Below are 21,019 nucleotides of genomic sequence, written 5' to 3' on the forward strand. Positions count from 1 at the left end.
TTGACTGAGCGGATCTCGCCCGCTTTGATCAACTCGTAGAGGGTCGTCCGACTGACGCTGAGCCGGCGGCAGGCGTCGGGGATTCGGTGGAGTAGGGGGTCGAGAGCGTTCGTGGAAATGACCATTGTCCGTACCTGTTAGATGGGTACGAACCGGCGTCCGCACCCGCCCGGCCGTGTCCGGGCGGATGTAAAACTAAGCACACAGCATCTCCACTAGAAGGGCCAAATGAGGCCCTCATTTTGTTCCGGCCGTATTGCGACACCTCTACTTTCCGGAAGATTTCTCCGCCCCTGAATTTTCCTGCATCTGTGCCGCATCCTCATTCGCAGCCTGAACTGCCAAAGCCTCTATATTTTCCTTGGAAGCCCAGGCTCGAGCGTTCGGCAGCAGAGTCTTTCGGATGTCATCAACCTCGACTCTACGCCCGACTGGAAACGCCGCGTCGCACATGTCCCCGTAAGTGATCTTGTCCCCCGTGAGTCGACGCCAGTGATCCAGTACAAGCAGTGGCACGTAGCCACTCTGTATCCAGCGGGAATAGTCCGCTCGAGAGAACGGGCGCTTGGCCGCACGATGACTGTCTAGCTGTCTCATCGCCGCCAGCCACTTATCAAAGTCCTGCCGAATGGTTGCATCTGGAACGCTTAGATCAATCGCGACAGCCCTATTGTTGGTCAAAGGCAGTGCAGACTTAGCGAACTCAGGGGAGTCACGGAGCGCGACAAAGAACGGTATACGACCGAATTCCTCATAGGTCCGGACCTGTTCCTTAGCTTCCAGCCACGCTTCGTAATCCGCACTTAGCTCACATTCGATGACGCGTCGAGAGCTACCAACCAATTCCTGGGAACCCTCCAGTTTTTCTAGACGCGCTGCCATTTGCGCGACCGTCCAATTGGTGATCGATGCAACGCTCCCAAAGGCGTAGATCTCTGGGTTGGAGGCATACTTTTCCTTCCACCACTCGTGCCCCTGCCTTCCCAGGCTCTTCTGAAGTGTGCTGAACATCTTTTCGAGCTCCACTCGATGCTCAGCGTCATCCTCTACAACAGAGTGCAGGATCTCGCTGACGTCACTCACGATGGAGAGCTCAACCAGGAGATTCAACCAGTCCTCGGTAGCGAAGTCCGTCAAATCGCCGTAAGCATTCAGATCGAACCAGTCGGGAATTCGGCTGGCGGATTTCGTGCGGGCCACGTAGTTCCTCCTCAATTGAAACTGCCTCTTACCGAGGCCCTATATCCATGGGTGACAATTCAAAGGCGGGATGATCAGACCTATCAGGGATCAGCGACCGGACAGGAACGTTACGCCTTCCTGCGTACTCCTCAACACTGACAGAAGACAGGTCGGTGAGTGCTGCCTCCAGTTGGTCCATTGTGTAAACCTCTTCAACACCCTTGTCAGCGCACATACCGCGAAGCAAGGCCTCTATAAGCGGCGATCCGCACCCAAAGAAGCCCTCTAAGATCCCCTTGTGTACTTCCCCAACGCTACCGCCGTGAGCCTCAGCCACGGAGCAGACAATATCGGCGAGATGGGCACTCCCGCTAGTGCGCGGGTCCGCTGCAGCCGCCCTGAGAGCTTGGAGGAAGGCGATGCAGCAGACCCTCCCAACCTCCCGGCCCATCAGATGCCCACGGGCTTCCGGCATCCTCCAGTAGTCGCCGACCTTGGCATGGCTCTGGCGGTAGAAGGGCAAGCGATGGATGGGGTTTGCACGGGTCCGATTGAATCGGACCGGCCGCCTGAACCTACTTGCATTACTGGCCATGGTTGCCCTCCTGGCTATCTGTGAAGCGTTTCATGACGGTGGCAACGTCCTTCTCCCATTGGTGCATCCATGCCTTTGCCCTTCGCCGCGCGGTCGAAACTGAAATAGGGCGTCCGGCCTGTGCAGCCTCCTGCAGCATCCGTCCTGAGATACGCGTCAAGTTGTCCAGATCAGCTTGGCGGTCTTTGGCAGCCAAGGCTCTGTCCCTCGCCTTCTGCTGGCGACGCAATCGACTTTCAGCCCTCTTAGCCGCTGCTTCCGTCGCTAGTCTGTCTCTCTCCAGGACAGACTTAGGAAACCCGAGTGGGAGCATCCGGTCCGTATCCGAGATAGCGGTCGCGTACCAATGCACGCCTTGTCGGTAGTGATAAAGCGGTTCCTTGAAGAGGTCTGGCCATCCGAGCTCAAACGGTTCTTCATCCAGCGGATGCCAACCTAGCTCCCTGCCACGAGTGAGGAGCCTGGCTGCAGAAACGGACTCAACAATCACTTCACCGCACTCGCCGGGATAGCAAAGCCGGAACTTGTGGTCGATTCGAGCAGCAAGCCAGTCTATGCTGCAGAGCTGATGTCCGATCAAAGTTCGGATCGGTACGCCAGCTTCAAGCAGCGCCTCAATACGGACTTCGAGTACATCCTTTTCCTGCGTAGCCCTCGCTACAGTCGAGCTGAGCATCACAGCACCTCCTGCATCGCGTTTCCTGCAGCAGAAGCCCGCTCGCGGATCATGCTGATGGCAGCAGCTATCGGAGCCGGGAAATCTGCCTCGAACATCGATTGCTCGTTGAAGAGCAGTTGGCAGATCCCCTCAATGTCACCCATGGCAAGGCTTGCTGAGTTCAGCGCCTGGAAAAGGGCATCTTCCCTGCTCAGGGCCGCCGACTCGCCTTGATTGCGCTTAGCCATTGGCGCGCCCCCAGAATTCGAGGGCCAGTGCGGCGGCGAAAAGTGCGAGGCAGACTCGGTAGGTATTGAGGTCGTCGTGGGCGCTGAGCCAGCCGTGGCAAGCGCGGACGATCCTGCTGCTGGCCAGTACGGCCGGAAGTGTGGGCCGGATTTCGGCCGAGCGCGCCCGTTCAGGCGCAACAAGTACAATGCTGCAATCCATGATCGACTCTCCAATAGTCGGTTGTGGTAGGCCGAGCTAGGGGTTCCCGCCCCTTTCTCGGCCGCTTTGTTTATGCCGCTGTGCTTCTTTGTCCGGCCCTCCTTAAAGGCCTATCTCCGGTGATTAGGCGCGCTTGGCTTTGAAGGCCAGCACGTTCGGTTCTGTAACGCGCAGCTGGTCGAGATAGTCAGACCAGGCCTGCATCATCTTCCGGCGTTCCGGCAGGTGGGTTGCCCGGTTGTAGGCCCGCCCAAGCGGATCCTTTACGGCATGCGCCAGCTGATGCTCGATGTAGTCCGGGCGATAGCCAAGCACTTCGTCCAGCACGGTTCTTGCCATCGCTCGGAAGCCATGGCCAACCATCGTGTCTGAGTCGATGCCAAGGTTTCGCAGCGCCGCGTTCAGCGTGTTCTCGCTCATTGGCTTCAACGCGCTGCGGACGCCAGGGAAGACAAATTCGCTCCGCTTCGTATACGGGTAAAGCTCCCGCAGAACCGCAACGGCCTGATCGGACAGAGGGACGATGTGCGGCGTTTTGGTCTTGCTGGTGACGTAGCGCCACTCTGCTGCATCAAGGTCGATGTCAGCCCACTTCGCCTGCCTAAGCTCACCCGGGCGGACAAACACCATCGGGGCTAGCTTTAGAGCGGCTTGCGTGACTAGCGCTCCTTGGTAGCCCCACAGCGCGCGCAGGAGGCCACCTATGACGGCGGGATCGGTCACACTGGCGAAGTGCTTGGTCTGAGGCTGTTCAAGCGCTCCTGTGAGGTCCTGAGCGGGATTACGGTCTGCACGACCCGTAGCAATGGCGTAGCGGAAGACCCGACCAGCATGCGCGCGGGCGCGATGCGCGGTTTCTACGACACCGCGCTGTTCCAACTTCCGCAGTGCAGCCAGTAGCAAGGGGGCCGTGATGTCCCCAATAGGCAAGTCCGCGAGCCCAGCAAGGTCCTTCTCGATCAGACGACGCTCACGCACGACCGATCCAAGAGAAAGGCCTTCCTTCGTCCGCTTGGCGAGCAACTCCAAGCCGATGGCTCCGAAGGTGTTCGCGGCCCGCTCCCCTTGCGCCGCCTTCTCGACCCTCGCCACCTGAGCGGGATTGGCTCCGCCGCGCAGCAGCGAGCGCAGACGGTCGCGCTCGACGCGTGCAGCCTGCAGCGACATCGACGGGTACTCATCGAGCGTGACGATGCTGGCCTTTCCCAGATAGCGGTAGCGGTAGCGCCACACCTTGGCTCCCGAGGGGCGCACTTCAATGCACAAGCCGTTGGCATCAGCCACACGGAAGGGCCTGGCCTTCGGCTTGAGCGAGCGCAACTTGGTGTCGGTCAGCATGTGAGTCGAGCGCCTGTGAGTCGTCTAGGGGCGTCTAGCCCGCTGACACACAGCCTGACTCACTTTTTTTGTGGATGCAAGTGGATGCCGCTGGACAGCTATGGACGCCTCGCAGGGCTTAAATCAAGCAAATCAAGGGTTTTTCGGACGTCTCTGGACTTCGCTGGACGTCAATGTGGTGGGCCCACCAGGATTCGAACCTGGAACCAAAGGATTATGAGTCCTCTGCTCTAACCGTTGAGCTATAGGCCCGTGCAACGGGAAAGTGTAGTTGAGTCAGGCCTTCTCTCGCCACCGACCGGCCGCAGAAGCGTGCCTCAGCCGAAACGGTTCCCCATGGCCCGGACCCGAGCTGCATTCTGTCCGGCCACCTCCAGCAGCACCTTGGACCGCAGCAGGCCCGACGCTGCTACCCGCTCCCAGAAATCTACCGCCAGCGGAGCCGCCCAGTGCAGGTGATCCAATTGGCCTGCGCGCCGTGGTGCGACCGGGGGAAGCGGCGTTGTCGCCCGCAGAACGCCGGTTCGCGAGGGGGCCAGGGACATCGGCAGCATGTCGTAGGCAGGGGCAAGCGGCAACGCCCCGCGATCCAGCAGATGGAAGCCGACGTTGCCCTGATGCATATCGGTATTGCCAATCAATTGCCCAAAGGCGTGCAGCCGCGACAGGGCGGTTGCGGTCTCCTGATGGATCCACCGCTGCGCCAGCAACTGCTCACCCGCCTGCCCCCAATCCATGGTTACGTCACCCACATACGCCGAGGACAGGGCCAACAGCGACACGAATCCACGCCGTCCCAGTGTGCCCGGCGAGCGGTCAAACCGCTTCACCTCCAGGAAGGTGTGGCTGTCGGTCTGGATGAGCGACGATTCTGCTGCAGATACACCCGCCTCGCGCAGAACCTCAAGCGCCAGATGCTCGCAGACCAACAGGTCTGCCCACCGCTCGGCAGCCTCCCCCGCGCCCGGCAGGGCGAACTTCACCAGCGCGGCATAGCGGCCGCCATCGTGCTCGACCGTCGCGGTGAACTTGGGCTGTTCGCCGCCGGGCGAGGAGCCGACATCTTCGCCTTCCAGCGCAGCAGTTGCCCATTCGGGATAGCGCTGCTGCCGATCCTCGCTGCGCACGCGGTCCGGCGGTGTGTCCATCGTCGCAAGAGCAGACGAAACCGCGTCCCCGCCCAGCAGCAGATTGCCGACATCGGTACCACCTGCGCGCACCAGCGCCTGAAGGGTGTCGCCAAGCTGCCAGCGGTTGATGTCCTCAGGGAGGCCAAGCTCACGTCCGCGTCGGTGGGCGAACGTTCTTCCCAGGAATCCCTGTGGCCTCAGGTCATCCAGATACCAGGGCAGGCCCGGGAAGTGACCCATGATGTCGCCCTCGGGCGGGCGGACAAGATTCGGACGATCCCCTTGCGTCTGAACGTAGAAGGTGTCGCCGCGCAGTGCCACGACCTGCCCCAGCTCTTCCAGACGACCATCTTCGCGCATGCGGAAGAGAGGCCATTCGCTGCCGGCGGGGGTGTCCTGGCGCTGGGCGTAGGCAGTGGCCCGGGTGCGGCCCAGCCGCACCACCGCGCCTCCCGCGTCGGCGACCAGCCGCCCCAGGGTCGTGCGAGTGATCCCAAGGCCCGCCAGAAGATCGGCCGCCGGCACCACCTGCCCGGGGGGCAGGCGCTCCAGCAGGTCGTTGACCAGGTGAGTGCGGGGACGGGCCATGCACCAATATCGTTACGAGTTAATTTACGTATTCTTGCCACATGGTGAGGCGATGCGCAAGGCTCCGGTCAACACAATCCATTGATTGCCATAGGGTCGCGCGGTTTCACCATCCGAATTAAATTACGAATTAATTTACGAAAAAAAAGAAAAACCCCGCCGAAGCGGGGTTTTCCAGTTCACGACACAACCGCTGGAATCAATCGATATCCAGGAAGCTGCGCAGCTGTTCCGAGCGGCTCGGGTGACGCAGCTTGCGCAGCGCCTTTGCTTCGATCTGGCGGATGCGCTCGCGGGTCACGTCGAACTGCTTGCCGACCTCTTCCAGCGTGTGGTCGGTGTTCATGTCGATGCCGAAGCGCATGCGCAGCACCTTGGCTTCCCTCGGGGTGAGGCCGGCCAGCACGTCACGCACGGTTTCAGACAGATTGATGTTGGTGGTGTTCTCGATCGGGGACTCCACATTGGTGTCCTCGATGAAGTCGCCCAGATGGGAATCCTCGTCGTCGCCGATCGGGGTTTCCATCGAGATCGGCTCCTTGGCGATCTTCATCACCTTGCGGATCTTGTCTTCCGGCATGTCCATTTCCTTGGCCAGCTCCTCCGGCGTGGCCTCGCGGCCGTACTGCTGGAGCATCTGGCGGGAAATGCGGTTCAACTTGTTGATCGTCTCGATCATGTGCACCGGAATACGGATGGTGCGCGCCTGGTCGGCGATCGAGCGGGTGATGGCCTGGCGGATCCACCAGGTCGCATACGTGGAGAACTTGTAGCCGCGGCGGTACTCGAACTTGTCCACGGCCTTCATCAGGCCGATGTTGCCTTCCTGGATCAGGTCGAGGAACTGCAGGCCACGGTTGGTGTACTTCTTGGCGATCGAGATCACCAGGCGCAGGTTGGCCTCGACCATCTCCTTCTTGGCCTTGCGCGCCTTGGCTTCACCGTAGGCCATGGCACGGCTGATTTCCTTCAGCTCTTCCAGGTCCAGCTGGGTCAGCTTCTCGATGTCGATCGTGGCCTGCTGTTCGGCAATGATCTGGTCCTTCACCTCACGCAGCGCCGACGACCACTTCTGCTTGCGCTTCAGTGCGTCTTCCACCCACTCCAGGTTGGTCTGGTTGCCTTCCCAGGAGCGGATGAAATCCTTGCGCGGCATGCGCGCGGTGACGGTGGCCAGGTTCAGCACGCGGCGCTCATGGCTCTTGATCTCGGCCATGGTGTCGCGCAGCTGCTTGGTCAGCACGTCGGTCAGCGGCAGCGGCAGCTTCAGGGTGACGAACACGGCCGACATCTCTTCGCGCAGGCGCGGCAGGTTCTTCTTGTCGCCCTTGCCGGCGGCCTTCTTGAAGGCATTGAAGGCATCGCTCAGCGCCTGCATGCGCGCGGCGACTTCCTCCGGGTCCGGACCGGTCGGTGCGGCTTCCTCATCGGCGCCGTCGACATCATCGTCCTCGTCCTCGTCGGCTTCGGCGTCGGCATCGTCGCTGTCATCGGCGGCGGCCGCCGGCGGAGCCGGCTCTTCGTCGGTCAGGTCGTTGAAGCCGACGATCACTTCGGCCAGGCGCTTCTTGCCTTCCTTGTGGGCTTCGTAATCGGACAGCAGCGATTCGACCGACACCGGGAACTGGCCCAGTGCGGCCTGCACCTGGCCCAGGCCTTCTTCGATGCGCTTGGCGATGGCGATTTCGCCTTCGCGGGTCAGCAGCTCGACGGTACCCATTTCGCGCATGTACATGCGCACCGGGTCGGTGGTACGGCCACCTTCGGTGTCGAGCGCGCTCAGCGCGGCAGCGGCTTCTTCGGCCGCGGTGTCGTCGACTTCGCGGTTGCCGGTGTTGCCGTCGTTGAGGAGGAGAGTCTCCACATCCGGCGCAACTTCATGGACATCAATGCCCATGCCGTTGATCATGCCGATGATGTCTTCGATCTGTTCCGGATCGACCATGTCGTCCGGCAGATGGTCATTGACTTCGGCGTAGGTCAGGTAGCCCTGTTCCAGGCCCTTGCTGATCAGTTGCTTGATTTCGGATTGGGCAGGACGTTCGTTGGCCATGTAGTGCTCGCGCCACCGGCTGGGTAGGAAATAGGGAACGTAGCATTATACCAGCCCGGGGCCCCGCCTGCCGGGCGGTGGTCCCGGCGGCTTCAGGGCCTGAGAAGGAAGGTCACGGGACCATCATTGACCAGGCTGACGATCATATGGGCACCAAAGCGGCCCGTTTCCACCCCCGGCGCGTGATTTTCACGGCAGATGTCGACAAATCGATTGAACCCGCGTTCAGCCTCGGCCGGCGGTGCCGCAGTGGTGAAGCTGGGGCGCATGCCCGACCGGGTGTCGGCCGCCAGGGTGAACTGGCTGACCAGCAGCAGGCCGCCGCCGGTATCGCGCAGCGAGCGGTTCATCTTCCCGGCTTCATCGGCAAACACCCGGTAGCCCAGCAGGCGCTCGGCCATGCGCTGCAGCTGCGGCTCGGTGTCGCCCGGCTCCATCCCCACCAGGGCCAGCAGGCCTGGGCCGATCTGGCCGACGGCCTCGCCATCGACGTGGACGGCGGCCTGGCTGACGCGTTGGATCAGGACGAGCATCTGTGGGTTTCCGGTCAGGGGGCCGGCCACGATAGCAGCGCCCTTGGCTAAACTTGCGTGGATGAACCCGCAACGCAAAGCCCGGCTGGCCTATCGCGCCACCACCCTGTTCACGCGCCTGCCCTGGCCGCTGCTGCGCGGCGTCGCGCAGGCCCTGGCCTGGGCCTGGATCCGTCTCAACGCCCGTGAGAGTCGCGTCACCCGCCGCAACCTGGAGCTGGCCTACCCGGATCTGGACCCCGTTGCGCGCGAGCGCCTGCATCGCGATCTGCTGCGCTCCACCGCCCTGCAGGCCATCGAGACCCTGCGCCTGTGGAGCCGCCCGCCGGCCGAGAACCTGCGCCAGCACCTGAAGCAGCGTCACGGTGAAGCGCTGTATGACGCGGCGCTGGCCAGCGGCAGGGGCGTGATCGTGGCCGCGCCGCACTTCGGCAACTGGGAGCTGCTGAACCAGTGGCTGGCCTCGCGCGGACAGATCGCCATCGTCTACAAGCCGCCGGAGGATGAAGCCAGCGACGCGTTCCTGCAGCTGGTGCGGGGTGGCCAGAACGTGCAGCAGGTGCGCGCCGAGGGCCCGGCGGTGCGCCAGTTGTTCAAGGTACTCAAGGATGGTGGCGCCACCGGCATCCTGCCGGACCAGCAGCCGAAGGCCGGTGACGGCGTGTTCGTTCCGTTCTTCGGTGTGCCGGCGCTGACCATGACCCTGGTCAACCGCCTGGCCGAACGCACCGGCGCCATCGTCCTGTATGGCTGGTGCGAGCGCATCGGGCCGGACATGGAATTCGCCCTGCACGTCGAGCCGGCCGACCCCGCAGTGGCCGACCCGGACCCGCAGACTGCGGCCACCGCCCTCAACGCCGGGATCGAACGCATCGCCCGCCGCGATCCGGCGCAGTACCAGTGGACCTACAAGCGCTATACGCTGCGGCCACCGGGCAGCGGCGAGAATGATCCCTACGCGACCGAGGAACACCCGCACTGAGTCCCGCCGTGCCGCCCTGCGACCGGCGGCCGCAGCACGTTGAATACGACGCCGGCGCCCCCATAGAGACTGCGATGTCCGCCTCCCCCGGTCCTGCCATGCCTGCTGCCTCCTCCCTGTTCGGCGACCCGGCCGCGATCCGCTGCGAGCGCGCGGTCGCGGAACTGCGCGCCGGTCGCCCGGTCCTGCTTCACGACGGCCAGGGCCAACGCCTGGCCGTGATCGCGCTGGACAGCGCCACCGCCAGCAGCTTTGCCGCCTTTGCCAGCGCAGCGCGCGAGCGTCATTACCTGTTCCTGACGGCGACCCGCGCCCGCGTGCTGGGGGTGGAGGCACCTGACGGTGTGCGCCTGCCGCTGGCCGGTATCGCCTTCGACGCCCTGCCGACGCTGGGCTACCTGCGCGAGCCCGGGCCGATGCCGGCTCACTGGACCGCAGGCGATGCCTTCGATGCCGGCGCGGTTGAACTGGCCCGCCTGGGCCTGCTGCTGCCGGCCATGGTCGCGGTGCGCCTGGATGTGGATGATGCGACCTTCGACGGCACCGCCGACGTCGCCCTGTGCGACCTGGCCGAAGGTGCGGCGCACGCCGCCCACGACTATGAGCTGGTCGCCCGTTCGCCGGTACCGCTGCGCGATGTCGGCATGACCACCTTCGCGGTGTTCCGCGGCGGCGTTGCACAACGCGACCAGGTGGCGATCATCGTCGGCGACCCGGACCTGTCTGCCGTGGTGCCGGTACGCGTGCACTCCTCGTGCCTGACCGGCGACCTGTTCGGTTCGCTCAAGTGCGACTGCGGGGACCAGCTGCGACGCGGTCTGCGCAAACTGAAGGAACTGGGCGGCGGCGTGCTGCTGTACCTGGACCAGGAAGGCCGGGGAACGGGCATCGCTGCAAAGATGCGCGCCTATGGCTACCAGCACGACGGGCTGGACACGATCGACGCCGATGCACAACTGGGCTTCGGCGCCGATGAGCGACGCTATGGCAGCGCCGTGGCGATGCTGCGCGGCCTGGGCATCAGCCGCGTGGCCCTGCTCAGCAACAATCCGACCAAGGCACAGCGCCTGCGCAATGCCGGCATCGAAGTGCTGGACTGCATTCCGGTCACTGGCGAGATCACGGCCGAGAACGAACACTACCTGCGCACCAAGGCCGACCGTGCCGGCCATCTGCTCGATGTCGATGCACTGATCCAGGCGGCGCAGTAGCGCGCCCGACCTGCTACCGTCTGCGCGGTGCGGCTGCGGCCGCCCCGCCTGCCCTGCCGCCCGACGGAGCCCGTGTGACCGACCAGCCTCTTCCTGCTGTGCCCATCAACGACTGGCAGCCGCTGCCGGCCCGCGCCGCACGCCTGGCTGCGCTGGAAGGCGCATTCGGTGGACTGTTCGTGCCAGGCGCACCGCTGGCAGCCGCGTGGTGGTTCTTCGATCTGCCTGCCGGGCTGTGGGGTGCAGCGTCGGGCCTGCTGGTCGGCGCCCTGTTCGGCGCGTGGCTGGGCCATCGCCGCCTGACCCGCACACGCTGGCGCCTGGACGCACAGGGCCTGGGCCTGCGCAGGGACCTGATGTGGCAGACCGAAACGCAGGTACCGGTCTCGCGCGTGCAGCACCTGGATCTGCGCCGTGGTCCGCTGGAGCGGCGTGCCGGCCTGGCGACGCTGATCGTGCACACCGCAGGCACCCGCCTCAGTGCAGTGACTGTCAGCGGCCTGGATGATGCCGACGCCGAACGCCTGCGCGACACCCTGGCCCACCAGCTCGACCAGGACGCCGACGCCCTGTGAGCCAGCCACCGCCCCTGCCGCCCCCGCTGCCACGCGGCGGCGACGAACAGCGCCTGCACCCCTGGTCATGGCTGTTCGTGCTGCTGATGCAGCTGCGGCACTACTTCCTGCCGCTGGTCGCGCTGCTGGTGTTCGGCCAGCGCGGCGACCGCGACCCGCTGTGGGCGCAGCTGATGCCGCTGCTGGCCATCGCCGCGCTGGTGGTGGTCTCGGTGCTGCAGTACCTGAGCTACCGCTACCGCATCGGCAGTGATGCGATCACCGTGCGCAGCGGGCTGCTTGCGCGCAACCGCCGGGAAATTCCCTTCGCCCGCATCCACAACGTGGAAGTGCGGCAGAACCCGTTGCACCGGCTGTTCGGCGTGGCCGAGCTGCGCCTGGAGTCGGCCGGCGGCGTGCGCCCGGAGGCAGAGATGCGGGTGCTGCGGTTGGACCAGGCATTGGCACTTGAGCAGCTGGTGAAGCAGCGCGGAAAGGCGCCTGGCAACGCACCGGCTGCCACCGCCGACCCGACCGATGAAGTCCTGCTGCGCATGTCCACGGCCGAAGTGATCCGGCTGGGCCTGCTGTCCAACCGCGGCTGGGTGCTGTTCGCCGCCGCCATCGGTGCGCTGCTGCAGGTGATCCCGCGCCGTTCGCTGGACGGCGTGATCTCCAGCGGAGGACGCGAGGCGTTCGGCTACGCCAGCCAGCTGCACGAGGGCCTTGCCGGCCTGCTGATCCTGGCCGCGCTGGTGCTGGTCGCAGGCTGGCTGCTGATGCGCCTGCTGTCGGTGGTGCTGGCCCTGCTGCGCTATGCCGGCTTCACCCTGACCGAGCAGGAACACCGGCTGACGGTCGCGGCAGGCCTGCTCAGCCGCACGCGCAGCAGCGTGGCGCGCCGGCGCATCCAGGCCTGGACCCTGCGTGAAGGCACCCTGCAACGCTGGTTCGGGCGGCGCCAGCTGCAGATTGACAGCGCTGCCGGCGGCCCCACCCGCGAGGAAGATCGGGCGCTGCGCGAACTCGCGCCGCTGGCACCGGCCGCCGACTGCGATCATCTGGTGCAGCACCTGCTGCCTCAGCTGCAGTGGCCGCCCGCGCACTGGCAGCCGGTGCCGCAGCGCGGCTGGTGGCGGTTGTGCCTGGGCAGCGTACTGCTGGTGCCGTTGCTGGCCGCCGCGATGTACTGGCGCTGGGGAACACCCGGCCTGCTGGTGCTGGGCTGGCTGCCGGTCGCGCTGTGGGTCGCCCATCGGCAGATGGCGCGCATGGGCTGGCATCTGGATGATCGCTACGTCGCGGTGCGCGGCGGATGGTGGAGGCGCTGGTGGCGCTGGGCGGAACTGGACAAGCTGCAGGGCCTGCGCCTGCAGCGCTCACCGCTGGACAGGCTGCTGGGCACGGCCAGCCTGCAGTTGGACACCGCAGGCGCGCATGGTGATGTGGCCCTGGCGCTGCATTACCTGCCGCACGCACAGGCACGGGCGCTGATGGCGCAGCTGGCCGCCGCGCTGCCGCGCCGCAAGCTGCGCTGGTGATCCGTTGCCGCCCTTCCACGCCTGGCGTGGATCTACTGTAGAGCCGAGCCCATGCTCGCCTTGCCACAGCCGAGCGTGGGCTCGGCTCTACATCCCCCGATCACCGCTGTGATGGCCCCCAGTAGCCCAGATCCCTACGGATCTGCAGGTCACGCATCCAGCTGCCGAAGGGTTTGCGGCGCAGCGCGCCCATCTCGCCGGACAGGAAATCCTCGGTTGCGGCAATCACCCGCTCACTGGAGCGGCCGTCACGGTACGGATGGATCGCGTCGGCATAGCGCACGATCTCCGCCTGCAGGGCGGCATCCGGGTGCAGCGCGCGCTGCAGCATGACGGGCAGCTGCGCCGGCACGTCGAAATCGATCATGTGCGGTTTCGGGACGCGGTTGCGGAAGGTCACCACCGGCTTGTGCTGGACGATGAACTCCGAAACGATCGAAGACGTATCGGACACCAGCACATCAGCGGCGCGCTGTGCGGCCATGACCTGCTCCGGTTCGATGAAGCGGGCATTGGCGCCGGCCAGCGCACGGTAACGCTCGAACAGCTCCGGCGGGCACTTCGGGTGCAGGGTCAGCAGCCAGTAGCGTTCCCCGACCGCGATGTCGGCAGCGATCTGCGCATGCAGGTGCGGGGCGGCGCTGAGCCGCTCGGTGAAGGTCGAGCCGAACAGGATCACCGGACGACCGCCCGCCGCTGCGCGCAGCGCGGCGCTTTCGCCACCATCGTCGCGGAACAGCGGGTCCAGCTTCGGCCAGCCGGTCTCGGCCACCGCGAAGTGACCCTGCAGGGCGGCGATGTCGCGGAACGGCGCGGTGGTGGCCGGGCCCTGGGTGCAGTACAGGTCGAACATCCCGCGTACCCGGAAATGGCCACGTGCGCTGTCGCGCTTCTCCACGTTGAAGCCATGGAACAGCTGCACCTTGGCACCGGACAGGAACGTCGGCACCCAGTTGGCCGCGCTGTACACCGCGCGCGGGCGCATCGCCAGGGCCTGCTTCAGGCCGATCACGGGCACGCCCGGCAACTGGCTGCCGGCGGCGCCACCTTCGAACCAGGCAGCCACCTCCTGCCCGGACGCGTGCAAGGCCTGCGCCAACGGGGCGAGAATAGGCAGCGCATAGCGCTCCGTCGCAAACAACAGGTACCCGGCCATCATGTCCTCCACGACCGCTCCCATCGAACGGCCTCGCATCTCGGCGTGCATTATCGCGTTCAACGAGGCCGGCCGCATCGGCGACTGCCTGGCCTCGCTGGCCTTCTGCGACGAGATCATCGTGGTGGACTCGTATTCCAGCGACGCCACCGTGGCCATCGCCGAGGCCGCCGGTGCCCGCGTGCTGCAGCGGCCGTTCGATGGCTTCCGCAGCCAGAAGGCGTTCTGCGTCGAGCAGGCAGCACATGACTGGGTGGTGTGCCTGGATGCCGACGAGCGCATCAGCCCGGAACTGCGCGCCTCCATCGAACAGGCCCGCGAGGGGGGATTCAGCGGCCACGCGGGCTACCGCTTCGCCCGCCTTTCAGAGTATTTCGGCCGCTTCCTGCGCCACGGCAACGCCTATCCGGACCGGGTGATGCGCCTGTTCGACCGCCGCCGCGGCGGCTGGCGCGGCACCCGTGAGATCCACGAGGCCGCCAGCGTCGATGGCAGCGTCGGCACCCTGCGCGGCGACCTCATCCACTACCCCTACCGCTCGCTGCAGCAGCAACTGGCCAAGACCGAGAAGTACGCGCGGATGATGGCCGAGCACGAGTTCGCACGCGGCAAGCGCGCCACCCTGGGCAAGCTGGTGCTTGCACCGGCCTGGCGCTTCTGGCGGGGATTCATTTTCCGCGGCGGTTTCCGCGATGGTTGGCACGGCCTGGTCTATGCCTACGTGCGTGCCAACTACGTGCGGCAAAAGACCATCATGCTGTGGATGCTCGGCAACGGTCAGGCGGTGGCCGACCCGCCGCAGCCCTGATCCGCCGGGCATGGCCCGGCGCTACCGCTCCCGTGCACCTGATCCGTCGGACATGGCCCGGCGTTGCCGCTCCCGTGCACCTGCGTGCGCCGGGCATGGCGGTGCAGGGGTAGCGCCGGGCCATGCCCGGCGGCGGGGCGTCAACCCGCGTTGGCCCCGCGGTGGCGGGCACCTTCCAGGATCGACAACCCGGCCAGCAGGCCGACGATGGTGACGTAGAAGCTGGCCGTCATCTGGTGCGCGAACATCGACTGGGTCAGCCCGCACAGCACGTACGTGGTCACGATCATGATCCCGGCCGCGGCAGGCCCGCGGAACGTACTGCGCCCGCTGCGCCGATGCAGGCGCACGAACACCCACAGCGGAACGCCATACACCGCCAGCAGCAGCAGCAGGCCGGGCATGCCCTGGGTGGCGGCCCATTCGGCTACGTCGTTATGGGCATGGCCAAGGTGGCAGCGCTGTTCGTCCGGGTTCTCGCGGCAGACCGGCACACGCTGCATCGCGTCATCGAAGTGGCCGATTCCGACACCGACCAGCGGGTGGTCCAGGAAGGTATCCCAGGCAACCTGCAGACGCTCCACGCGGGCACCGGCGGAAGAGTCGCTGTCGCCCTGCTCCATGCGCTGCATGTCGCTGTGCAGCTCGCTCAGCCGCACCTGGTGACGCAGCTCGGGCACCGACAGCAGCAGGGTGGCGCCAATCGCCAGCATGCCTGCCAGCACCGACAGGCGGGCGGTGCCGGTCCGCCAGCGCAGGCTCAGCGCCAGCACCACCAGCAGAGCCAGCAACGCCGCGAACACGCCACGGCTGCCGGTCAACACGATGGTTCCACAGCCGGCCGCCATGCCGACGATCACCAGCGACCAGCGTCGCGAAGGTCGGCAGAACACCAGCAGCACCATCAGCACCATCACGATGTCGGCCAGCACGATGGCATTGGTGAACAGCTCCGCACGCGGAGCCCCCTGCAGTACCTGCCACAGCGACATCGCGAAGGTGACCAGCAGCCCGGCCAGCGCGCCACGCCAGAGCCAGCGCAGGTCCGGGCGCAACGCGCAGACCCACAGGGCGATCCAGGGGATCACCACGAAGCGCGAGCGGTTGTCGACATCGCGCAGCCCCTGCTCGAACAGCAGCACCGACAGCAGGCCCAGCGCCAGCACCGCGAGCATCAGCCAGGTCAGCACCTTCACCGGCTGCCCGCCCATGTGCCGGGCGCGCCACAGCAGTTCCGGCGCCAGCAGCGTGCTGGCCAGCAGCAACAGGCCATACGGAAGCAGGTTGATCGGCACGGTAAGCACCAGCGCCGGAAGGCAGAACAGACCGATCTGCGCCAGCCAGTGCGCCGTGCGCTGCCGACCGCCGACGGGGGCACCCGGCAGGTCGCCGGCCGCGGGGTTCAGGTTGTCCGGTGGAGCTGGCACGTCGGAAGTTTCGCTGCGGGTGTGCGGGAAGAACGGGGGCGGCCACAACGGCCACTCCCAGTGTGCTGTTTTACTGCCTTTGTCGCCTGTTGGGCAGTCTGGACAAGCGTGGACACAGGTCGTTATCCCCGTTCCTGCAAACGCCGTTCACGTTCGCGCTCGCGATCGCTGGCCTGGCAGGGCGCGATCACCGCCTCCGCCGGCACCAGCCACCAGCGGCGACGATTGGCCACGCCCGCCGGTTCGGCCCGGTCGCGGTCCACGCACGGCAACAGGGCGTCCTCCTGCACCAGCAGCCAGCGCCGCGCCGGCACCAGCCGCTGCCAGCGCGTCGCCGCCTGCAGCTGTTCATCCCAGGGGGTGTTGAAGCCGAACGTGGCCGCCGGTCGATCGGCCATCAGCAGGTTCTGTTCCTTCCAGGCCACCAGGCCCAACTCGGCCTGCGGGCCGATGCGCTCCCCCACATGGCGCATCAGGCCCCGCGCCGAACCCGAATCGTTCAACAGCGGGTAGCCCACCAGGCTGTACAGCACCCACACCGTGGCCAGGGTCGACACCATGGCCAGATGACGCCGGCCACGGCCAGACAGCAACAGGCTGGCCACACCGCAGGCGCCCATCGCCAGCGCCGCCCAGGCCAACGCATCCATCACGCCCGGTGCCAGACCACGTTCGTGCTCCAGCCTCGACTCAAATCCCGGCTCGCCCAGCAATGCCAGTGCGCCTGCCAGCAGCGTGCCGAGGGCCAGGGCCAGCGTGAACAGCCCCAGCAGTGCCTGCACGTCGCGACGGCGCAGAAGGCCGGGCAGCAGCGGCGCCAGGGCCAAGCAGAACATCGGCAGCGCAGGGAGAATGTACACATCGCGCTTGCCCTCGGGAATCGAGAAGAACAGCACGATCAGCAACCACCACCCCAGCAGAAGCAGGTAGCGCGCGTCGCGTCGCTGCAGCCGGCGGCGCCAGGCCGGAATCGCCCACGGCAGTGCCAGGAACGCGGGAACCCACATCGACGGCATGATCGCCAGGAAGTACCACCACGGCTGGTGGTGGTCCCAGGACTGGGCATAACGCCCTGCGGTCTGCTGGAACAGGATGTCGTCCATGTAGGCGCGGTACTCGTCCAGCCCGGTCGCCAGCGCCGCCAGCACCATCGGCAGCAGCCACAGCGCCACGGCCAGCAGGAACGCCAGCGGCGCCAGCCAGAAGCGCAGGTCGCGCGCATGCAGGCGCACACCGTTCCACCGCAGCGCCGAGCCGATCACGGCCGGAACGAGCATCAGCAGGGCGATCACGCCCACGCCCTTGGTGATGACGCCGATCCCGGCGAAGAACCAGCCCAGCCACCACCAGCGCCATGCCGGGCCCAGCAGCAGGTGGCGCAGCAGCCCGTAATTGGCCAGGGTGATGAACAGCACCACCAGCGGATCGATCTGTGCCTTCTTCGCCTGGAAGGTGAACTGCAGTGCGAACAGCAGTGCCCAGCCTGCGTACAGGCCGACGCGTCGCGTCCACAGCCGACCGCCGAGATCGACCACGCACCACAACGTGCCCAGCGCGGCGATCAGCGAGGGCAGCAGGAACGCCAGCCGCCAATCGCGGATCAGGTGATAGAGCGTGGCCTGCCACCACATCAGCATCGGCGGCTTGTCCGAGTACAGCTCCAGGCCGCGATGCGGGAACAACCAGTGACCGCTGTCCACCATCTGCTTGGCGACGAGCGCGAAGCGCGGCTCATCCGACGGCCAGGGATCGCGCAGGCCGAGTCCAGCCCCCAGCACCAGCAGGGCCATCACCACGAACAACCACGTCTCTCGCGACGCGCGGGTTTTCAGCATGAGGACTTGAACGGCAGCGGATTCACACCGCTTTTAGCAGACGCGCGTAGAAGAATCCGTCAGCATCGCTGTCACCGGGCAGTCGTTGGCGTGCAATGCCTTCGCAATCCAGCCCGAACGCCTCGTCCAACGGCTGCGCCACCGCATCCGGGTGCCACTTCAGGAACGCGCGGATCTGCTCGATGTTCTCCGCACGCAGGATCGAGCACGTGGCATACAGCAGGACGCCACCGGGGCGCAGCATCGACCAGCATGCCTCCAGCAGCCGGGCCTGAACGCCGACCAGCGCATCGATGTCCTCGGCGCGGCGGTGGAACATCACATCCGGCTGGCGGCGGATCACGCCCGTGGCCGAACAGGGCGCATCGAGCAGGATCGCATCGAACGGCGTGCCATCCCACCACGCGCCAGGATCGCTGGCGTCTGCCGCCAGGGTCTGTGCGCCCTCACCGACACCCGTGCGCGCGTACGTGTCACGGGCACGCGCCAGGCGACGGGCGTCGATGTCCAGCGCCAGCAGGCGCAGGCTGGGATCACGCTCCAGCAGGTGCGCCGACTTGCCGCCCGGTGCGGCGCAGGCATCCAGTACCCGCGCCCCGGCGGCCGGCGCCAGCGCATCGGCCGCGCACTGCGCGGACAGATCCTGCACCGAGAGCGCGCCCTCGGCGAAGCCGGGCAGCTGGTTGACAGCGACCGGCGTCGCCAGCCGCAACGCGTCCGCACTGAGCGGACTCGGCTCGGCGACGATACCGGCTTCGGCCAGCACGGCCAGGACTTTCTCGCGGCCACCGTGCTGGCGGTTGGCGCGCAGCCACAGCGGCGCAGGCTGCAGGCTGGCACTGAAGATCGCCTCGGCCTGCGCCGGCCAGTCGCGCTCGATGGCCTCGACCAGCCAGGCCGGAAATGCATCGCGGGCCGGCTGTTCCGGGAATCCCTCACGCTGGGCGCGGCGCAGGATGGCATTGACCAGGCCCGCCTGGCGCTCACGGCCCAGCGCACGCGCTGCGTCGACGGTGGCCGACAGGGCCGCGTGCGCCGGCAGTTCCAGTACGTCCAGCTGGGCGAAGCCGACCATCAACAGCGTGCGCAGGTCTGCATCGCGCGCCGAGAGCGGCTTCTGCATCCACGCCTGCAATGCCGCGTCATAGGTACTGCGACGGCGCAGCACGGCAAAACACAGCGCTTCCAGCAACGCCCGATCACGGCTGTCGGCCAGCTTCGGCAGGGCCCACGCCAGTTCCGCCTTCAGCGAACGGCCACGGGTGAACACCTGGGCCAGCACGCGTGCGGCCAGCATGCGGGTGGCTGCACCCGGCGCCGCCCTGGCGATGGAGAAGTCATTCTGTTTCGTCACCGCTTACGCTCCCACGCGCAGGTCGCGACGGGCGTTGAGGTAATCGGCGGCAGTGATCGCCTTGCCACCTTCGCGCTGCAGCACGCGCAGGCGCAGCGCGCCCTGGCCGCAGGCAATGTCGATGCCTTCGCGGCCGGCAGCAAGTACCGTTCCCGGTGCCTGGCCGTGCTCCACCGCCTGCGCCACGGCGCCATGGATGCGCACGCGCTCGCCGGCCAGCGTTGCTTCGGCGACAGGCCACGGGTTGAACGCGCGTACGGTCCGCGCCAGCACCGCTGCATCCTGCGTCCAGTCCAGCTTCGCTTCGGCCTTGTCCAGCTTGTGTGCGTAGGTCACGCCCTGCTCCGGCTGCGGCCGCGCGATCGGCTTGATGCCGGCGCGCAGCAGTCCCAGGCCATCGGACAACACCTGCGCACCCAGCTCGGCCAGCTTGTCGTGCAGCTGGCCACCGGTATCGGTGGCCGCGATCGGCAGCGCCTGGTGCAGCAGCACCGGGCCGGTATCCAGTCCGGCTTCCATCTGCATCAGGCACACGCCCGTGGTCTCGTCACCGGCCTGGATCGCGCGCTGGATCGGCGCCGCACCGCGCCAGCGCGGCAGCAGCGAAGCGTGCACGTTCCAGCACCCGTAGGTCGGGATGGCCAGCACGGCCTTGGGCAGGATCAGGCCGTAAGCCACCACCACCATCAGGTCCGGCTTCAGGTCACGCAGCTGCTGCTGGGCCGCTTCGTCCTTCAGCGATTCGGGCTGGTACACCGGAATGCCGCGGGCCACCGCCTCGAGCTTCACCGGCGAGGGGGCCAGGCCGCGACCACGGCCTGACGGACGGTCAGGCTGGGTGTAGACGGCCACGACCTCGTGGTGGCGCGCCGCTGCGCGCAGCGATGACACCGCGAATTCCGGCGTACCGGCAAAGACAATCCTCATGGCTACCCCACTTGCAGGATGGATTCGTGCAGGAAAGAAAACGGCGCCGTCGGCCGGCGCCGTACAGCCCGCGCGCTGCGCGCGGGCACGGGCCACCCCTGCGGGCGGCCCGGAGCGGCGATCACGCCACGTGCTTGCGCTGCTTGGCCAGCTTCTTGCGGACCATCTCGCGCTTGAGCGGCGACAGATAATCGATGAACAGCTTGCCGTCCAGGTGATCCATCTCGTGCTGGATGCAGGTGGCCAGCACTTCGCCAGCCTCCATCTGCTGTTCCTGGCCATTGCGGTCAAGGAACTTCACGGTGATGGTGTCGGCACGGGTCACGTCGGCGAAGATGCCCGGCACCGACAGGCACCCTTCCTGGTACACCCGGCCCCCGTCCTTGGCGACGATCTCCGGGTTGATGAACACCAGCGGCTGGTTCTTCTCTTCGCTGACATCGATGACCATGAAGCGCTTGTGCACGTCCACCTGGGTGGCGGCCAGGCCGATGCCCGGCGCGTCGTACATGGTCTGGAACATGTTGTCGACCAGTTCCTGGAAGGCCGGCGTGGTCACTTCGGCGGCGTCGATCAACGCGGCCTTGGTACGCAGGCGCGGATCGGGGAACTCAAGAATCGGGAGGAGGGCCATGGCAGTTTCCGGATAGGGGGCCGGCACGCCGGCATACGTCGCAGATTCTAGCTGCAACGCTTG

The 21,019-nt window shown here is 66.3% G+C and carries 19 protein-coding genes and 1 tRNA gene; 5 read left to right on the forward strand and 15 right to left on the reverse strand.

The genetic code is table 11. From position 1 onward, the window contains the following. Positions 1-267 precede the first annotated feature (267 nt). The 9 genes from ABE543_RS03325 to dtd form a co-directional block, all read right to left on the reverse strand. Positions 268-1,200, reverse strand: a complete 933-nt coding sequence (locus ABE543_RS03325; RefSeq protein ID WP_154264541.1) for a DUF6387 family protein — start codon at positions 1,198-1,200, stop codon at positions 268-270. A gap of 566 nt (positions 1,201-1,766) precedes the next feature. Then, positions 1,767-2,453, reverse strand: coding sequence for a hypothetical protein (locus tag ABE543_RS03330; RefSeq protein ID WP_154264542.1), 687 nt, complete (start codon positions 2,451-2,453; stop codon positions 1,767-1,769). Beyond that, positions 2,453-2,683 (reverse strand): hypothetical protein, encoded by a 231-nt coding sequence (locus ABE543_RS03335; protein WP_071227852.1) that lies wholly within the window; start codon positions 2,681-2,683, stop codon positions 2,453-2,455. Before ABE543_RS03335 ends, ABE543_RS03330 begins: the two co-directional genes overlap by 1 nt. Next, positions 2,676-2,885, reverse strand: a complete 210-nt coding sequence (locus ABE543_RS03340) for a hypothetical protein (RefSeq protein ID WP_154264543.1) — start codon at positions 2,883-2,885, stop codon at positions 2,676-2,678. Before ABE543_RS03340 ends, ABE543_RS03335 begins: the two co-directional genes overlap by 8 nt. Before the next feature lie 123 nt (positions 2,886-3,008). Further along, positions 3,009-4,223, reverse strand: coding sequence for an integrase arm-type DNA-binding domain-containing protein (locus ABE543_RS03345; protein ID WP_154264544.1), 1,215 nt, complete (start codon positions 4,221-4,223; stop codon positions 3,009-3,011). Positions 4,224-4,399: 176 nt separating this feature from the next. Continuing rightward, positions 4,400-4,475 (reverse strand) — tRNA-Ile (locus ABE543_RS03350). A gap of 65 nt (positions 4,476-4,540) precedes the next feature. Further along, positions 4,541-5,941 (reverse strand): type II toxin-antitoxin system HipA family toxin YjjJ, encoded by a 1,401-nt coding sequence (yjjJ, locus tag ABE543_RS03355; protein ID WP_197600775.1) that lies wholly within the window; start codon positions 5,939-5,941, stop codon positions 4,541-4,543. 199 nt (positions 5,942-6,140) lie between these two features. Continuing rightward, positions 6,141-7,994 carry an RNA polymerase sigma factor RpoD gene (gene rpoD / locus ABE543_RS03360; RefSeq protein ID WP_053517130.1) on the reverse strand — a complete coding sequence of 618 codons (1,854 nt, stop codon included), beginning with the start codon at positions 7,992-7,994 and terminating at the stop codon, positions 6,141-6,143. 92 nt (positions 7,995-8,086) lie between these two features. Further along, a complete protein-coding gene (gene dtd, locus ABE543_RS03365; protein WP_053517128.1) occupies positions 8,087-8,527 on the reverse strand; it encodes a D-aminoacyl-tRNA deacylase in 441 nt (146 codons plus the stop codon). Positions 8,528-8,588: 61 nt separating this feature from the next. On the opposite strand from dtd, the gene ABE543_RS03370 reads away from it, so the two are divergent. The 4 genes from ABE543_RS03370 to ABE543_RS03385 all read left to right on the forward strand — a co-directional run bounded on the left by ABE543_RS03370 (position 8,589) and on the right by ABE543_RS03385 (position 12,815). After that, positions 8,589-9,509, forward strand: coding sequence for a lauroyl acyltransferase (locus tag ABE543_RS03370; protein ID WP_346475310.1), 921 nt, complete (start codon positions 8,589-8,591; stop codon positions 9,507-9,509). A 74-nt stretch (positions 9,510-9,583) separates the two neighbouring features. Continuing rightward, entirely contained in the window at positions 9,584-10,720 is a 1,137-nt protein-coding gene (gene ribA / locus ABE543_RS03375; protein WP_346475311.1) for a GTP cyclohydrolase II RibA, read from the forward strand. Between the two features lie 74 nt (positions 10,721-10,794). Next, positions 10,795-11,295: a PH domain-containing protein gene (locus tag ABE543_RS03380; protein WP_053517123.1), complete on the forward strand. Its 501-nt coding sequence runs from the start codon at positions 10,795-10,797 to the stop codon at positions 11,293-11,295. Continuing rightward, entirely contained in the window at positions 11,292-12,815 is a 1,524-nt protein-coding gene (locus tag ABE543_RS03385; RefSeq protein WP_262218952.1) for a PH domain-containing protein, read from the forward strand. Before ABE543_RS03380 ends, ABE543_RS03385 begins: the two co-directional genes overlap by 4 nt. A gap of 100 nt (positions 12,816-12,915) precedes the next feature. Here ABE543_RS03385 and ABE543_RS03390 read toward each other — a convergent pair whose 3' ends face one another. Then, positions 12,916-13,974, reverse strand: coding sequence for a CDP-glycerol glycerophosphotransferase family protein (locus tag ABE543_RS03390; RefSeq protein WP_197600810.1), 1,059 nt, complete (start codon positions 13,972-13,974; stop codon positions 12,916-12,918). Between ABE543_RS03390 and ABE543_RS03395 the strand changes: the two genes are divergently transcribed. After that, entirely contained in the window at positions 13,973-14,779 is an 807-nt protein-coding gene (locus ABE543_RS03395) for a glycosyltransferase family 2 protein (protein ID WP_053517120.1), read from the forward strand. The two genes, ABE543_RS03390 and ABE543_RS03395, sit on opposite strands and share 2 nt — an antisense overlap. Before the next feature lie 140 nt (positions 14,780-14,919). Here the strand turns inward: ABE543_RS03395 and ABE543_RS03400 are convergent, their stop codons facing one another. The 5 genes from ABE543_RS03400 to def form a co-directional block, all read right to left on the reverse strand. Next, positions 14,920-16,164, reverse strand: a complete 1,245-nt coding sequence (locus ABE543_RS03400; protein ID WP_229765804.1) for an O-antigen ligase — start codon at positions 16,162-16,164, stop codon at positions 14,920-14,922. Between the two features lie 164 nt (positions 16,165-16,328). Beyond that, complete coding sequence (locus ABE543_RS03405; RefSeq protein WP_346475312.1) at positions 16,329-18,041, reverse strand: glycosyltransferase family 39 protein; 1,713 nt, start codon at positions 18,039-18,041, stop codon at positions 16,329-16,331. 22 nt (positions 18,042-18,063) lie between these two features. Then, the gene (gene rsmB / locus ABE543_RS03410; protein WP_346475313.1) at positions 18,064-19,395 is read right to left on the reverse strand and encodes a 16S rRNA (cytosine(967)-C(5))-methyltransferase RsmB; all 1,332 of its coding nucleotides are present in this window, start codon (positions 19,393-19,395) and stop codon (positions 18,064-18,066) included. Positions 19,396-19,398: 3 nt separating this feature from the next. Continuing rightward, a complete protein-coding gene (fmt, locus tag ABE543_RS03415) occupies positions 19,399-20,322 on the reverse strand; it encodes a methionyl-tRNA formyltransferase (RefSeq protein ID WP_262218956.1) in 924 nt (307 codons plus the stop codon). A gap of 121 nt (positions 20,323-20,443) precedes the next feature. Continuing rightward, positions 20,444-20,956: a peptide deformylase gene (gene def / locus ABE543_RS03420; RefSeq protein ID WP_053517114.1), complete on the reverse strand. Its 513-nt coding sequence runs from the start codon at positions 20,954-20,956 to the stop codon at positions 20,444-20,446. Positions 20,957-21,019: the final 63 nt, after the last annotated feature.

The sequence above is a fragment of the Stenotrophomonas sp. TWI169 genome, from assembly GCF_039674705.1.
In the GTDB taxonomy this organism is placed as follows: domain Bacteria; phylum Pseudomonadota; class Gammaproteobacteria; order Xanthomonadales; family Xanthomonadaceae; genus Stenotrophomonas; species Stenotrophomonas maltophilia_P.